General features: G+C 58.5%; 14 protein-coding genes and 2 tRNA genes. 4 read left to right on the top strand and 12 right to left on the bottom strand.

Annotated features, from left to right (window positions below; translation table 11 throughout):
* The 4 genes from ABYM29_RS05430 to ABYM29_RS05415 all read right to left on the bottom strand — a co-directional run.
* Positions 1-572, bottom strand: a 572-nt coding sequence (locus ABYM29_RS05430; protein ID WP_372863107.1) for a 1-aminocyclopropane-1-carboxylate deaminase/D-cysteine desulfhydrase, incomplete at its 3' end; no start/stop codon positions are given.
* On the bottom strand, positions 565-1,938 hold the full coding sequence (locus ABYM29_RS05425) for a hypothetical protein (RefSeq protein WP_372863105.1): 1,374 nt from the start codon (positions 1,936-1,938) through the stop codon (positions 565-567). The genes ABYM29_RS05425 and ABYM29_RS05430, both read right to left, overlap by 8 nt.
* Before the next feature lie 206 nt (positions 1,939-2,144).
* Positions 2,145-2,221, bottom strand: a tRNA-Asp gene (locus ABYM29_RS05420).
* A 22-nt stretch (positions 2,222-2,243) separates the two neighbouring features.
* Positions 2,244-2,319: transfer RNA gene (locus tag ABYM29_RS05415), tRNA-Val, on the bottom strand.
* Positions 2,320-2,566: 247 nt separating this feature from the next.
* Here ABYM29_RS05415 and queD point away from each other — a divergent pair.
* Positions 2,567-2,932, top strand: coding sequence for a 6-carboxytetrahydropterin synthase QueD (gene queD, locus ABYM29_RS05410; protein ID WP_372863102.1), 366 nt, complete (start codon positions 2,567-2,569; stop codon positions 2,930-2,932).
* A 452-nt stretch (positions 2,933-3,384) separates the two neighbouring features.
* Here the strand turns inward: queD and ABYM29_RS05405 are convergent, their stop codons facing one another.
* From ABYM29_RS05405 to ABYM29_RS05370, 8 genes are all read right to left on the bottom strand, one after another.
* Entirely contained in the window at positions 3,385-4,416 is a 1,032-nt protein-coding gene (locus tag ABYM29_RS05405; RefSeq protein ID WP_372863099.1) for a medium chain dehydrogenase/reductase family protein, read from the bottom strand.
* A gap of 70 nt (positions 4,417-4,486) precedes the next feature.
* Positions 4,487-6,643, bottom strand: a complete 2,157-nt coding sequence (locus ABYM29_RS05400; protein ID WP_372863096.1) for a PQQ-dependent dehydrogenase, methanol/ethanol family — start codon at positions 6,641-6,643, stop codon at positions 4,487-4,489.
* A 70-nt stretch (positions 6,644-6,713) separates the two neighbouring features.
* On the bottom strand, positions 6,714-7,289 hold the full coding sequence (locus ABYM29_RS05395; protein ID WP_372863093.1) for a lysophospholipid acyltransferase family protein: 576 nt from the start codon (positions 7,287-7,289) through the stop codon (positions 6,714-6,716).
* Positions 7,290-7,415: 126 nt separating this feature from the next.
* Positions 7,416-8,246 carry a crotonase/enoyl-CoA hydratase family protein gene (locus tag ABYM29_RS05390; RefSeq protein WP_372863091.1) on the bottom strand — a complete coding sequence of 277 codons (831 nt, stop codon included), beginning with the start codon at positions 8,244-8,246 and terminating at the stop codon, positions 7,416-7,418.
* Positions 8,243-8,806, bottom strand: coding sequence for a nitroreductase (locus ABYM29_RS05385; protein ID WP_372863088.1), 564 nt, complete (start codon positions 8,804-8,806; stop codon positions 8,243-8,245). Before ABYM29_RS05385 ends, ABYM29_RS05390 begins: the two co-directional genes overlap by 4 nt.
* Positions 8,806-9,321 carry an SRPBCC family protein gene (locus tag ABYM29_RS05380; RefSeq protein ID WP_372863086.1) on the bottom strand — a complete coding sequence of 172 codons (516 nt, stop codon included), beginning with the start codon at positions 9,319-9,321 and terminating at the stop codon, positions 8,806-8,808. Before ABYM29_RS05380 ends, ABYM29_RS05385 begins: the two co-directional genes overlap by 1 nt.
* Before the next feature lie 165 nt (positions 9,322-9,486).
* A complete protein-coding gene (locus ABYM29_RS05375) occupies positions 9,487-9,909 on the bottom strand; it encodes a PilZ domain-containing protein (protein ID WP_372863084.1) in 423 nt (140 codons plus the stop codon).
* A gap of 111 nt (positions 9,910-10,020) precedes the next feature.
* Complete coding sequence (locus ABYM29_RS05370; RefSeq protein ID WP_372863081.1) at positions 10,021-11,901, bottom strand: beta-ketoacyl synthase; 1,881 nt, start codon at positions 11,899-11,901, stop codon at positions 10,021-10,023.
* 111 nt (positions 11,902-12,012) lie between these two features.
* Between ABYM29_RS05370 and ABYM29_RS05365 the strand changes: the two genes are divergently transcribed.
* The 3 genes from ABYM29_RS05365 (at position 12,013) to ABYM29_RS05355 (ending at position 15,306) form a co-directional block, all read left to right on the top strand.
* Positions 12,013-13,065 (top strand): GlxA family transcriptional regulator, encoded by a 1,053-nt coding sequence (locus tag ABYM29_RS05365; protein ID WP_372863079.1) that lies wholly within the window; start codon positions 12,013-12,015, stop codon positions 13,063-13,065.
* A gap of 123 nt (positions 13,066-13,188) precedes the next feature.
* Positions 13,189-14,367: an acetyl-CoA C-acyltransferase gene (locus ABYM29_RS05360; protein WP_372863076.1), complete on the top strand. Its 1,179-nt coding sequence runs from the start codon at positions 13,189-13,191 to the stop codon at positions 14,365-14,367.
* A gap of 105 nt (positions 14,368-14,472) precedes the next feature.
* Positions 14,473-15,306 (top strand): S1 RNA-binding domain-containing protein, encoded by an 834-nt coding sequence (locus ABYM29_RS05355; RefSeq protein WP_372863073.1) that lies wholly within the window; start codon positions 14,473-14,475, stop codon positions 15,304-15,306.
* Positions 15,307-15,338: the final 32 nt, after the last annotated feature.

Genomic DNA, 15,338 nt, shown 5'->3' with positions numbered 1-15,338 from the left:
GCTTCCGCCTTGAGCACCGGCACCCCCAGCAATTGCACGCCGTCGGCGACGCCGGCCGCCAGCCCGGCCAAGGTCGTACCCGTTCCACAGGCGATCATAATCAAGGCATAGTCAGCGCCGCGCCGCGGCAGTAACTCGGCGATCTCCGCACAGCCCTGCGCACCGTCCAAATTGCCGCCCCCCTCGGGAATCAGGTAGGGATTTTCAAAGCCCTGCAACAGCGATTCCACAAACACCGGATCGTGACGACGACGATACTCACTGCGACTGAGGCGGTGCAGCTGCATTCCCCAGCGCTGCAAATCATCCATACAGGGGGTGCTCTGCGCCGCGTCGGCGCGAATAAATGCGGCCGTTGGCCAGCCCAACTCCAAGCCGAGGGCGGCTAGGGCGTGCAAATGATTGGAATGGGCACCGCCAAAGCTCAGCAGCTGCGACGCGCCTTGCGCAGTGGCAGTGGCGATGTTGCGACGCAACTTAAACCATTTATTACCCGGAGCCAGGCCGTGACAACGATCCAGCCGAAGCACATCAACTCCCTTGCTCAGCGGCTGAACAAGGGGCTCAGCCATCGCCGTGCTCAGCGCAGCGGTCGCTGTCCCCGGCACGAAATAGCTTGGGTCGCATCACCTTGTCGACCGGTTGACCGCAGTATTCCCCCGCGGCATTCTGACTGCGGCAAATCGGTAAGCGGTAGTGTTGCAGCCAGCGTTGATATTGCTCCAGACTAACGTCGCAGCGCTGCGCGGCGAAGGCCTGGGGGTCGCGCAAATAAGCCGACATTTCCTGGCGGTCAATGACCAGATGCTCTATACCCGGATGATAGGCGACAAACACCACGCCCTTTTCCGACATGTCCTGCAGCATCTTGCTGTCGCCACTGAGCAGCAACTCGCGATTCTGTTCGCGCAGGCGACTGAGTTCCGCGCGCAATTCCACAATTTCAGTCGCGCGCTGATAGAGCTCAGTTTCACGACGATTGAGGCGGTCCTCATAGTCAACTGCGTGCTGCTGCAACTTTAACTTCAGCTCACGGGCGTAATTCGCCCGGAGTTTCTCCAGCTCCTCGGCTTGCGCGGCGTTATTTTGCGCGCCGAGCATGGCCTCATATTCGCGATTCCGCTCCTCTAGAAGCTGCTCCTGCCTCTCCAACTGCGACGCCAACTGCCGGCGCTGCCCCTCCAGCTCCGCAGCCCGGGCTCTCTCGGCCTCCAACTGGGCATTGCGCTCGGCCAGCCTGCGACTGCCCTCGTCTTCCAGCGCCGCGAGTTCCGCGCGATGGCGCTGAGCCTCGGTTGCCTGCCGAAGCTGCTCAGCACTGCGTATCGCCTTTAACCGCGCGCGGTAGCGGCGGTGAAACACCGGAGTCGATGTCTGTGGCGCAACATCCGGGGCCGTGGTCTCAGCACCTTCCTCAGCGCCGCTGTCACCGACCGCTTCGACTTCGGTTGACGGCTGATTCTGAAAGAATGCCGACATCGCTGCGCGCGGTGTCGACACACTCGCCACATCACTAACAATCCCCAAGCGATTGCGCAGCACCGCCGCATTGAGAGCCTGAAAACTGGCATTGCCGGCCATCACCGGGTCCCACAGCTGACTGCGGTACCAGGACACCGGACAGGCACTTCGGCAGGCCACTTTGATAACACCAGCGCCGAGATCAGGACCGAAACCGGCATGATCCAGCAAATGACGTAGCGGAATATTCCAGTTCCCGGCAATGCGACCGCGCTTGTCAAAACTGATGATAAAAAACACGGCCCCGGTGATTTTCAGCGCGCCATTGATCTGCAGAAATACCGCCTGCAGCTCCTGACCCGCAAAATCCGGCACCCCGACAACGTCGTCGAGCACCGCCTCAAACTCGGCAAAGTACATTTCCTTGACGACGACATCGTCGACAATGAACATGACGGCTTCAGTCAAAACTGACAAGGCACTCTCCATTCGGTCAAATCACTATTCCCTAATATAGCGGGAAACAGCGCCAAAGAACGGCCAGAGGTCACACATAGCATCAGCGGCAAAGGCACGGCAAAATACCCCCGACGCGGCTGCGATCCGGGTGACTGTAAAATAACAACATTAAATTAGGGAGGTCTTAGATAGTAGCCTCGACGAATGTCTCAGCTTGTAAAAGTTGGCGGACCGGACGGGACTCGAACCCGCGACCTCCGGCGTGACAGGCCGGCATTCTAACCAACTGAACTACCGGTCCGCATACTTTTAACAACTCGACTTGGTGGGTGATGACGGGATCGAACCGCCGACCCTCTGCTTGTAAGGCAGATGCTCTCCCAGCTGAGCTAATCACCCTGTGTCTCAATCGAGTGACGCGCATTCTACAGTAATGACTTTGCTTGTCAAACCCTCCGCCCAATTTTTTTACGAATTTCTAAAAAAAGCGCTATCCAACTGATTTTGCTTATTTTTTAAGCAGACAAGCGAACAAATAACCACCACTTTGTACAAGCTTTATACACTCGCCTAAGTCGTCGCGCTGTACAGCCTCAAGACAGCTGATTACCATAGCCGCCCAACCGCAACAGCCCGAGACCCGCACGTGGAAATTTTCAAGGAATTTAGCTTCGAAGCCGCCCATCGCCTCCCCAACGTTCCCGAGGGCCACAAATGTGCCCGCCTACACGGCCACAGTTTTTTACTGCGCATCGTCGTCGGCGGCGAACCCGACCAACACAGCGGCTGGATAATGGACTTTGGCGACATCAAAGCCGCGGTCAAGCCGATTATTGATCGCCTCGACCACTACTACTTAAACGATATCCCCGGACTGGAAAACCCCACCAGCGAAAACCTCGCCATCTGGATTTGGCAGCAACTCAAGCCACAGCTCCAGCCGCTGCGGCGCATTGAGATCCGCGAAACCTGCACCAGCGGCTGCAGTTATACCGGCCCGGATTCGCTGTAGCCCGCGCCCGCTGCGGGCATTGCGCCAAGCACCAAAGCGGCGCAGTTGCATTTCGTAACACGTTACATAAATCAACTCTTGACGTAACACTTATTCACAGATAGGCCTCCAAGCCCCAAGGCAGCGGGCTTAGCGTTCAAAAGTCATACAAAAACTCACAAAAAATAGATAACTCATTGTTTTATATGAACTTTATAATAGTGACTAAATTTTGACCAATTTGTTACAAAGCCGATAACACCGCGCTTAGGGCGACAAACTGACAACTTACCCACCAACTTATCCACAGATAATGTGGAAAACTTCCAGGCCGGCAGCCGCCCAGCGACCGTTACCATAAGAAATGCGCCAGATGCAATCGCAATAGCGAAGACACTCCAACATCTTCGCTATATCAAAAATGCAAGTAAGGACAAATACGCATAAGGCTGGCGGGGCTGCCAGCCTGACCATTAGGCGGCGGGGCAAGCCATGTCAATAACCACTTTCCCCGCGATATCGCCGCAGTCAAGACGCCGATGAATGTCGACAATATCTTCCAGGCGGGCACGCTCAGCAATCACCGGTTGCAACTCTCCAGCCGCCAGCATGCCGAATAAGGCCTGGACGTCTTCGCGGAATTCTTCCGGGTAGCGTTCACGACGGGTCTGAATGTTGTAAAAACCGCTGCGACGACCATCGGGCAACAGCTTCCACAGCGCCATCAATTTGGCGAAGCCGAATATCACGCTGGGCACGCTTTCTTCGCCGGTCGTTAACTGCAGGGCGCCAAAGCCGACCAAGCGACCACCGCGCCGCAGGCAGCGGTAGGAGCGCGACCAATTTTTCCCTCCGATGGTGTCAAACACCGCATCAACACCTCCCCCCTGGGTCAGCGTGTTAATACGCTCTTCAAAATCACAGCTGCGGTAATCGATGTGGGTCGCGCCAAATTTCTCAATCACCTCGCGCTTGGCCGCCGAGCCCGTGCCGTACATGGTCAAGCCCATGCGCCGACCCAATTCCAGCAGCGCCGTGCCCACCGCGCCACCGGCGGCGTGAATCAAGCAGCTCTGCCCGGCCTGCATATTGGCCTCGCGAGTCAACATTTGATAGGCGGTGGTATAGGACAAAATCATGCACACCGCCGCCGCGGCATCCAGCGCTTTCGGCGCGCGCACCACTCGCTCGGCGTCCACGCAGAGATATTCTGTGTAGCCGCCGATCACCGGCATATCGGCCACGGCATCGCCAATAGCGAAGTCCGTCACCCCCTCGCCCAGCGCATCAACAACACCGAACCAGTCGTAACCCGGCGTAAACGGAGGCTTTTGCTTAACCCCCACATATTGCCCCTGGCGAATAATGGTATCGGTAAAGCCCGTCCCCGCCGCCAACACCTTTACCCTCAGCTGCCCCGCCGACGGCTGAGGCAAAGCGGCCTCCTCACGCAACACCAAGGTCTCCGGGCCACCAAACTCTCTTAACTCAACACGCCTGTACATGGACAACTCCTGTGAACCCACCCTAAAACAAAAAAGAGGCCCGCAGGCCTCTTTCCATTCGCACCTCCCCTCAGGTCAGCAAGCTGACCAACCAGGCAAGGGCGGAGAAAAACCATGTCTTCAAGTCCCGCCACCACTGCGGCTGCGCGCGCAGCTCTTTGTCAATATTGGCATGTTCGAGAATAAACGCATGGATGGCAAAGGCCTGCTCCTCATTGAGCACTTCGCCAAACCCCACCATCCCGAGCTTGCTCATCACACCATCGAGGACGATGGCATTGAAGTTATCGTGGAAGGCCCGCGGCAGATGACGCAAATCCGGAATCGCCCCATTGGAAACCACCTCAGTGCCGTGACAGGCTGCACAGTAGGCATAATAGAGGTCGCGCCCCTCGGCCAGCACCGCTTCATCATCCGTCAGGCGCGGCGGCGGCTCGTGCAACGACTTGGCCGCATTCTCCGGCAAACGGGCGTCACCACCGAGTTTAAAGGTCAACACCCTGCTTGGCGGTGGCGCATGCTCCTGTTCCAGGCCGGCAATCAGCCCGAACGCACCGCCCCAGCCCACCAATACGCTGATATATTGTTCGCCATCAACGCTGAAGGTCACCGGTGGCGCCATTACTCCGGTGCGGGCATCAAAGCTCCAGAGCTGATCCCCGGTCTTGGCATCGACGGCAATGACCTGCCCCTCGGCAGTACCCTGAAAGACCAGGCCACCGGCTGTCGCCAACACCCCACCATTCCAGGTGAGCTTGTGGGGCAATTCCCAGGCCGCACTCTGGGTGCGTGGATCCCAGGCCAACAGTGAGCCGCGCGTCATGGCCTTAATCATCAACTGCGCCAGAATCGGGTCGGGCAGCGCCGGCTGCGCTAGCGGAACACCCAGGTTCCACTGCCCCCAGCGGTGCAGATAGTCCTGCACATCTTCATACTGAAAAAGGCTGCTAATCACCGGAATATACACATAGCCGGTCTCTGGGCTGTGGGCCATCGCCTGCCAGTTGTGGGCACCCATCGACGACGGGCGAATTAACTCGGGGCCTTTTCCATAGCGCGCGATATCGGTTTCCACCGGCCGGCCGGTTTCCAAGTCGTAATGCGTCGCCCAATTGACGTCGGTATAGGGCTCGGCCGACAGCAATTTGCCATTTTCACGATCGATAATGAAAAAGAAACCGTTTTTGGGGGCGTGCCAGATCACCTTGCGCAGCTGCCCCTCGATCTCCATGTCGGCGAGCATAATTTGCTGGGTCGCGGTGTAGTCCCAACTTTCAGCGGGGGTTTCCTGGTAGTGCCACAGGTATTCACCGGTATCGGGGTCCAGCGCTACGATTGACGACAGGTAGAGGTTATCCCCCCCCTCCGGGCTGCGAATGCGGTGACTCCAGGGCGAACCATTGCCGACACCGATATACAGCTGGTCGAGTTCGTCGTCGTAGACAATGCTGTCCCACACCGTGCCGCCGCCGCCATACTCCCACCAGTTTCCGCTCCAGCTTTCGGCGGCGCGGCGCATCGCATCATTTTCAAAGCCGTCAGCGGGATTTCCCGGCACCGTATAAAAGCGCCAGCGCATCTCACCGGTATTGACATCAAAGGCGCTAACAAAGCCGCGCACGCCGTACTCAGAGCCGCTATTGCCAATAAAGACCAAGCCTTTAGCCACCCGCGGAGCACCGGTAATGGTATAGGGGTAGGCCTCAATATCCGCGCTTTGCACCTCCCAAAGCAGCTCGCCCGACGCCGCGTCCAGCGCGATCAATCTGGCATCGAGGCTGCCGAAAATCACCTTGCCCTCGTAGACGGCAACACCGCGATTGACCACATCGCAGCAGGCCATTTTGGCCCACTCGCGCGGCACTTTAGGGTCGTATTTCCACAGCAATTTACCGCTGCGGGCGTCAAGGGCGTACACCACACTCCAGTTGCCGGTGACATACATGACGCCGTCAACCACGATTGGCGTGGCCTCAAGGCCGCGATTGTGATCGGTGTCAAACGACCAGGCCAGGCCCAAGTCGGCGACATTATCGCGATTCACCTGCTTCAGCTCACTGAAACGCTGCTCGCGATAGTCTTTACCGTAGGAAAGCCAATCCCCGGGCGGGTTGCTGGCAATTTCGCGAGTGCTCACCTCGCTGGGAGTAAGCGCCATCGCAGTCGCGCTGAGCAATACACTGCCGAAGGCCAGCAGCAAGGCTGACCAGCTGTTTTTTCCTGTCATATAAAAGCCCCGGTTGGCTGTCGTTTTATTATTGGTCTACGCCGAATGCCGGGGAGTCAGAGCACGACGATTACTGCTCGTTAATGCCCCGCATATCCTTGTAGAACGCTTTGATTTCTTTCAGGTCGGCCTCGTAATTCCCGGTGGGGAAAAACGCCGGTCCCAAGCCCATCGTTTTTGTTTTTGCATCGACGTAGCCCAAAATAATGGGCACATCCGCCGCTTGAGCAATGTGGTAAAACCCGGCTTTCCAACGCTCCACCGCACTGCGCGTGCCCTCGGGAGGAATCACCACCATCAACTCATCGCGCGTGCGGTATTCTTCTGCCACCTGCTCAACTGTGTTGTTGCTCTTGCGGCGATCAATCGATATACCGCCAAACCAGCGCATAATCGCGCCCAGCGGCCCTCTGGGAAACAGCGTGTGTTTGCCCATCCAGTGCACATCCATGCCGAGCACAAAGGCGATAACCATCATGGCGGGAAAATCCCAATTGCTGGTGTGTGGCACCGCAATCATCACACACTTCTTATACTCGGGCTTTTCGCCCAATATTTTCCAGCCCAGCAACTTAGTGATGAACAGAAAAAGCGGACGCAGCAACAAGGTCAGCAGCGAGCTCTTAAAAATTGTATTTTTTTGCATCGAGTTATAATCACCGTTGCCGCGCTTTCACGCCGCAGGTTACAGGTAGTTTACCAACAGCAGGACAGGGAACAAGCGCCGCTGAGGCGATTTTCCCCATCCTGAACGAATAGTAATCTTTGCGGGTCAGTCCTTGAAATCTGGCGCCTCGCCACTGGCCGCCGAAATTGCCAACATCGCATCTTCCTGGCTGAGCATGCCGGCATTCCAGGTGGCGACATAATTGAGCGCGTCGTCAACGCTGTGATCACGGCTGTAGCGAATCATTTCCTTGGTACCGCGCACCGCCAGCGGCGATTTGCGGGCAATACTCTGCGCCAACTCGGAAACACCATCAATCATTTCCTCATAGGAGTTATAAGCGCGATTAACCAGTCCGATGCGCTCCGCTTCTGCGGCGCCGACATTGCGGCCGCTAAGCGCCAGCTCACTCACCATCCCTGGTGAAATCAGCTTGGGCAGACGCTGCAGGGTGCCGACATCGGCGACGATACCAATGTCGATCTCCTTGATGGAGAACACCGCCCCCTCAGCGCAGTAACGCATATCACAGGCGCTAACCATATCGATACCGCCACCCACACAGTTACCGTGAATGGCCGCCAGCACCGGCTTGCGGCACTGCTCAATAGCGCTGAGGTTTGCCTGCAATGACTTGATATGGCGGCGGAACCATTCGATACGACGACCCAGCTCAGGCTGGCGCCCCATCACCTCCGCCAATCCGGCGAACATGCCGAGATCAATGCCGGCACAGAAATTTTTCCCCTCACCACAGAGCACCACGACACGTACGCCCGGTTCAGCGTCAGCCCACTCGAAACACTGTTGCAACTCCGCCCACATTGCCTCGTTCATCGCATTCGCCTTGTCCGGGCGGTTTAGCGCCACCCAAGCCACGTGCTGCTCCATACGCAGAGCCAAGGTTTCAAATACGGGGGGTTCAACAATCTTCATAGGCCCATCCAAGTTTCAACAAAGTCTGATGCCGCAACTTCCGGCAGCGGCTTAGCCGCGCCATCGCGACTACCGACATACAAAAACCCGACAATTTCCTCATTGTCGAGCATCCCCAAACCGCTCATCACATGGCGATCAAAGGCGTGGTCACCGGTTCGCCAAATGCCGGCATAACCCAGAGCCTCTATTGCCAGCAGGCTGGCATAGGCGGCGCAACCGGCCGACAATAGCTGTTCAATTTTGGGAACTTTTGGGTGCTGCTGCACCACCGCTGACACCACAATCAGCATCGGCGCACGCAGTGGCTGACGGCGATACTTATCCAGCTCCGCCTCGCCTAGCGATGGCTGACGACGCAGGGCAGCCTCTGCGTAGAGCTCCCCCAGTCGCCTGCGCGCCTCACCCTCAACAAGCCGAAAACGCCAAGGCCGCAGGCGCGCGTGATCTGGAGCGCGGGCGGCGGCGGCAAAGACCTCCGCCATCTCCGCAGCGTCAGGCGCGGGCTCGCAAAGCTTGCTGGCCGAATTGCGTTGCTGCAGCAGAGTTAGCGCATCCATCAATGCCCACCGTCCAACACGGTCTGCTCGGCATCACCCGCCACAGACTTCAGCCCTCGCGACTCGTAAAACGCCTTCATGGAAACACTGATATCGCGAATAATGCCGCGAAACGCCCCGGCCATCAGCCGACGATAAAGAGAGCGCCCCAGCGCCCCCCAGCGCATGTCAAACACCAAACTGGTCGTCAATGCCGTCTGGCCGTGGCCGGCATCTTCTAGCCGGTAGCGAAACTGGGCCTGCTTAAACGGTGCCGACGGCCCCTTGTCGCCGCGGTGCAAGCGAATAACAAAACCGCTCCCCTCATTCCACTCTGTCACCGTCTCGTCCATCCAGCGCCCCATCTTTTGATAGACGCGACGACTGGCACCGAGGCCTTGTCGCGGCCCCTCGTGCAGCTCACAGCGCAGCACGCCAGGGACGTAGTGGTGGGCCAACGACAGATCTTTCAACAGCTCCCAGGCTAGCTCCCTGGGCATATCAATCACTACCCGGGCACTCGCTTCATGGTTCATGAATTATGTCCTCTGAAATCCTCTTCCCGTCGCGGGGGGAGTATTCAACCACGAATCCGCACGGCTGTCTTGCCTGAGAACAGCGTTAAACGTCGTTGAATAAAGCAGGAATGGCGGACTTCAGGGCTTCAGAGAGGAAATAGGAGGCGCGGCGACAATAGTGAACTATTGCGCCGCAAAGCGTTGGTGAAAGGTCGCCGCAAAGCGAGAAATCCATTCAGCCGCCGCCTCTTCGCCATCCAGGCTACGGCCTTCACATTCCGCAACACGGCAGCGGTAATCTTCAATCTGGCAGATCTGCTCCACCATGCGCGCTCGGTACGCGTCGCGTCCCGAGCAAAACTCAATACCCAGTTGATAACGGCCCGCGCTGGGCTTGCACCACACCACCCGCCCGTGGCCGGTATAATCAACCGACAATGAGGGCACCTTAAAAGTCACATCCGAACCCGGCTGTACCGGCTTGTCCACTTCGCAGCACAGCCCGGCAATACTGACATCGCAGGCCTGAGCCGACCGCCGCTCACGGCGCTCAACCACTTCCACTTCAACGGGAATATTGCTTGGGTGACGCAGATATTCTCTCATTTTTACCGGCTCCACTGACTTTATTCTAGTGGACCAGAAAACGGGGGCACACAGCATCCGTATTTGCCTATGGCCAACTAGAAGAAACCCGAAGCAAAGCTGCGTATAACGCTAGTCGTTAGACTCCTCAGTAAGCCAGTTGGCATAGGGGGATTCACTGGCCAACTTCACCCGCTGTGACCACCCGGCAATACCGATACTGTCGCGCTGGATATCCAAATCCTCCGCCGCTAACACGCCTTCGCCAAATTGGTAGTGCACTGACAAATCGCCACGCAGTGCCGCCTCATCATAGGCGTTAGCCGAGTCGACCACCGCCTCCCGCCGCTCACAATATTCAGACCAGCGGTGCCGGCCGTGCCGGCCGCGCAACAAACGCTCAGTAAATTGCGGTGACAGCAGACAGGCACTGGCATTATTGCCGCCAAAGCCCTTGGCATTGAGGACAGCAGCGTCCATCGCCCCGGCCTCCAGCTGCATATGCTGCATAGGCAACATTAAATGGCTGCGCTGCACATCGTCGGCAATATGATCAATAGTGGTGATCCCCGGCAGTATATGCTCCTGCCACACACCGAGACTGGCAACCAACTGATCCCCCGAGGCCGCACCGACGCTGTGACCGAGATACGCCTTGATAGCCGCCACCGGCCACTGCTCAATACCAAAAGCCTTGGCGGTTTCATTGAGAATATGGGATTCACTCACCCTGTTCTGCGGCGTACTTGTGCCGTGAGCCTGCACGAAGGACCGCCGCCTCACCGCGTCATCACCAATGATGGCCGCCGCCGCCGCCGTCGCCTTGGCCACCGTCAAGTAGTTGCCCACCCCCGGCGAGGAAATCGACTTTTTATAACCGTCAGCATTAACGAACACCTCCGGCACAGAGGCGTGAATCTGTGCCCCCAGCTCCAGCGCCAAGGCGTCGTCAAACAACACCACAAACTGACTGGCCTCGGCGATAGTAAATCCGCAATTGCTGCTAAATGGCCGGCTGGCGCGGCGATAATCGGGTTCCAACAAGCCTTTTCCCGCGTCCAGTTTCAGCAATTCCGCATCACTGGCCAGCGCCCCCATGGTGGCGTAACCATCCATCACTCGCGGATCTATACCCGACTCTGCCGCCCCGACCACCGCCACCCGCACTGTTCCGCTGCGGATATCCTGCACGGCCTGACGCAGGTTATAAAAGAACGTGGCGCAGGCGCCGAGGCTGGGGCCGGTACCGCCCACATTGCCCAATACATAGGCACTGACAAAATCTGCCGGCATATCGGCCAAGCCTAAGGCCAGCTGCTTAGAGCTGACCCGACCGCCGTTGGCACGGGCACTGAGCAAGCCGCCAAAACCGGCTTCATCCAGCTGTGCCATAGCTGAGCTGGCATACACCGATATCTGATCGGGGTGAACACTGGCGCGCACCCTGTCCCAATCGATACCCATTGACTGCAAGGCATCGGAGGCGCCAAATACCGACAACTGCAAGCCCCGCGGATGGTTGCGCGAAGCATAGTAAGACGCCGGGTCAAAACCACTGGGCAACTGCCCGGCACTGGACACCTCTAATTTACGGGTGGTCGGCAACAACATATCCACGGCCTCGCTGACCGTCACCACCACCTCGCCACCGCCGATATCGCGCAGCTGCCAACCGGCCGGCAGACGCTCGGGCAACTGCTTGCGGCGCGTGACAAACTCCAGGCTGGCATCGGCACCGCGCAACTGCAGGCGCTTATTCCAGGCGACGTGATCAACATCAAACGCCGCCGATTCAATTTTACGAATCAAGGTGTGGGCAACAATGTAGTCGCGCCGCGCCGTCCCCTGCAGGCTGTCATCCAAGCCCATTAGCGCCGACAAACTCTGCAGAGTGCGCTGCTGTGCCGCTTCCGGCAGGGCATCCAGCACCAAACGGCGATAGCCGTGATGAAACGAGCTGCGACCGGCGGGGTTCACCCCACCAAAACCAACGACAACTGGCAAATTGCTCACAAAAACCACCCACTCGAGCCGACAATGGCAGGCAGTGTACTCAGCGGACGCCAAGGCTATAATGTCATATCAGTCATTAAATATGGCATTTACGCCAACAGTGTCAACATTATGCTCACAGCCAACAACCCGCGCCACATCGGCCTATTGGTTTTTAATCGCGCCCTGACCACCAGTATCAGCCTGCCGATGGAATTATTTGACGCCTGCAATCAGCAGTTTTTACAGCGCCGCCAAGCGGCCCCGGCCACAATGTCGCTGCTCAGCCTCGACCCGCCGCCGCTCAATCTATCCGGCGGCTTGCGCCTGCAAGTCGACTCACTACTCGACAGCTCGCGAGCCGAGTCGCAATGGCCGCAACCCGACATACTGATCATTGCCAGCCGCTGGCGACACCCACTGCGCAGTGGTGCCCGTCGGCATGATGTCCAGCAGTGGCTGCGACGCCTCGCCGCCGCCGGCTGTGAAATCTGCGCAGTGGGCAACGCCAGCTATTTCCTCGCCGAGGCCGGGCTGTTAAACGGCCGCGCAAGCACCACCCACTGGCACTACTTTGATGACTTTGAGCGCCGCTATCGCCAAGTGCAGATGCACCGCGACCACCTCATTACCCAGGCCGGGGCACTGTACTGTACCGGCAGCGTCAACAGCGCCGCCGACTTGGTGATTCACCTTATCGACCGGCATTGGGGGGCCCACATCGCGCAGCGCGTCACCCGCCAGTTTTCGCCCGAGAGCCGCCGCCCCTTTGCCAGCCAGGCCTATCGCGGCGAATACAGCGAGCGTCACGGCGACGAGGTTATTGCCCTGGCACAGAGCTGGATGCACCGCCATCTCGCCGACTCCATCCGCATCGCCGATTTGGCGGCGCGCAGTGGCCTGAGCCCGCGCAGTTTCCAACGCCGCTTTCACCACGCCTGTGGACAGTCACCGCTACAGTATCTGCAACAACTGCGCCTTGACGCCGCACGCGACCTGCTGCAGAACAGCAACCTGGCCGTAGAAGACATCAGCCCACTGTGCGGCTACGGTGACGTCAGCTATTTCGGCAAGCTGTTCAAACAGTATTACGCGGTCACACCAGGGCAGTTTCGACGCAGCGTGCGGCCCAAGCTGTTCGCCGTCGACAGCGCAAAAAATAGCGACCATTCAGCCGGTGAATAACATGGATAACTTGATAATACGGGACCTGCATGGCTAAATGACGTCCGCAAAATTACAGGATTAGCGACCGCAGATAGCGCACAGCAGCGACCGCAACAACCATCGACCACAGGATCAAAAGCCATGTCAGATGCCGTATATATCGTTTCCGGAGCCCGCACCCCGATGGGGGGCATGCTGGGCAGCTTCCGCGACGTCACCGCTGTAGAGCTGGGCACCGCTGCCATTGCCGAGGCGGTAAAGCGCGCCGGCATTCCCGCTGAGAAAGTGGAAGATGTCATCATGGGCTGCGTACTCCCCGCCGGCCTGAAGCAGGGCCCCGCCCGCCAGGCGGCCATCATGGCAGGCATCCCCAAATCCGCCGGTGCGGTCACCGTCAACAAGCTCTGCGGCTCCGGCATGCAAACCACCATTTATGCCCACGATCAGATCAAAGCCGGCAGCTGCGACATCATGATCGCCGGCGGCATGGAAAGCATGACCAATGCGCCCCACCTGGTACTCAATGCTCGCAAGGGTGTCGGCACCGGCAGCAAGGGCCTCGAGGACCATATGTTCTTCGACGGCCTGCAAGACGCCTACAGCGGTCGCCTGATGGGCAGCTTCGCCCAGCAAACTGCCAATGAACGCGGCTTCAGCCGCGAGGAAATGGACGCCTACGCCATTGAATCGCTGAACCGCGCCAAAACGGCGATTGAAGACGGCTCACTCAAGGCCGAGTCCGTGCCAGTAGTGGTAAAAACCCGCAAAGGCGAAACCGTTGTTGAACACGACGAGCAGCCGCTGAACGCCAACCTGGACAAGATCCCGCAACTGCGCCCCGCTTTCGCCAAAGACGGCACCATCACCGCTGCCAACGCCAGCTCTATTTCCGACGGCGCCTCCGCCATGGTGCTGATGAGCGAGAAAGCCCTGCAGGAGACCGGCAGCACGCCACTGGCTCGCATTGTCGCCCACAGCCGCCAGTCTCAAGAGCCCGAACTGTTCACCGCCGCCCCGGTTGGCGCCATGCAGAAACTGCTCGCCAAAACCGGCTGGAGCAAAGACGATGTCGACCTGTGGGAAATCAACGAAGCCTTTGCCATGGTGACCATGATGGCCATCCGCGATTTGGAACTGGACCACGCCAAGGTCAATATCCACGGCGGCGCCTGCGCCCAGGGCCACCCAGTGGGCTCCACCGGCTCACGCATCATCATCAGCCTGATCTACGCCTTGCAAAAATTAGGCAAAAAGCGCGGCATCGCCTCGCTGTGTATCGGCGGCGGTGAAGCGCTGGCCGTGGCTATCGAGCTGGCTTAAGCCCTCCTCCCCCAGTGTCCGGCAGCCCTGCCGGACACAGTGATGCTGGCGGTGCGCGCCGCCAGCGTTCATAATCTCCCCTCGTTTTACCCACCGGAAATGATCATGCCTGGTATCGGACGCGTTAATACGCTTAGCGTCAGCCGCAGCACACCTGCGGGTTTTTATCTCGATGGCGGCGAGCTTGGCGAGATTTTTCTCAGCCCCCGGCAAGCGCCACCGCAGTGCGCCGTCGGCGACAACCTCGATGTCTTTGTGCTACATGACAACGATGGCAGCCTGATCGCCAGCCGGCAACGGCCCACTCTCCAGTGCGGAGAGGTCGGCATGCTGCGCATTAGCGCGATTACCGAGGTCGGCGCCTTTCTCGACTGGGGACTGGACAAGGAATTACTGCTGCCGCACAGCGAACAACTGGGCAATCTCAGCGTCGGCCGCGCTGTACTCGTCATCGTCTATCCGGATGTTCGCGGCCGACTGGTGGCCAGTATGCGCCTGGACAAGCACATCAGCGATACCGTTGACGGTCTACGCAGTGGCCAGCAAGTCGACATTCAAGTCGCCAGCAAGACCGAGCTGGGCTATAAATGCGTGGTAAACCATCAGTTTTGGGGCCTGCTCTACGACAGTGAACTGGTCAAACCGCTACACCGCGGTGACCGGCTCACGGCGTGGGTGCGCCGCGTCCGCGACGACAAGCGCATCGACCTCGGGCTCAGCAAACCCGCTCGCGAGCGCGCCCCCGATATTGCCGAGCTGATCATTGAGCAATTGGAACGCAACGACGGCTTTCTCGCCCTGGGCGACAAAAGCCCCCCCGAGGCGATAAAACGCATCTTTGGGGTCAGCAAAAAGGCGTTTAAACAGGGGCTGAGCCGCCTCTATAAAGAACGCAGGGTCAGCATTAGTGAGCGCGGCATACAACTACTAAAAAAATAACGCTAACTCCACCCAGCGACAAGAGGACGGCA

It is taken from the genome of Spongiibacter sp. (genome assembly GCF_041602295.1).
Classification (GTDB): domain Bacteria; phylum Pseudomonadota; class Gammaproteobacteria; order Pseudomonadales; family Spongiibacteraceae; genus Spongiibacter.
This window is presented reverse-complemented; position numbering and strand designations above follow the sequence as displayed.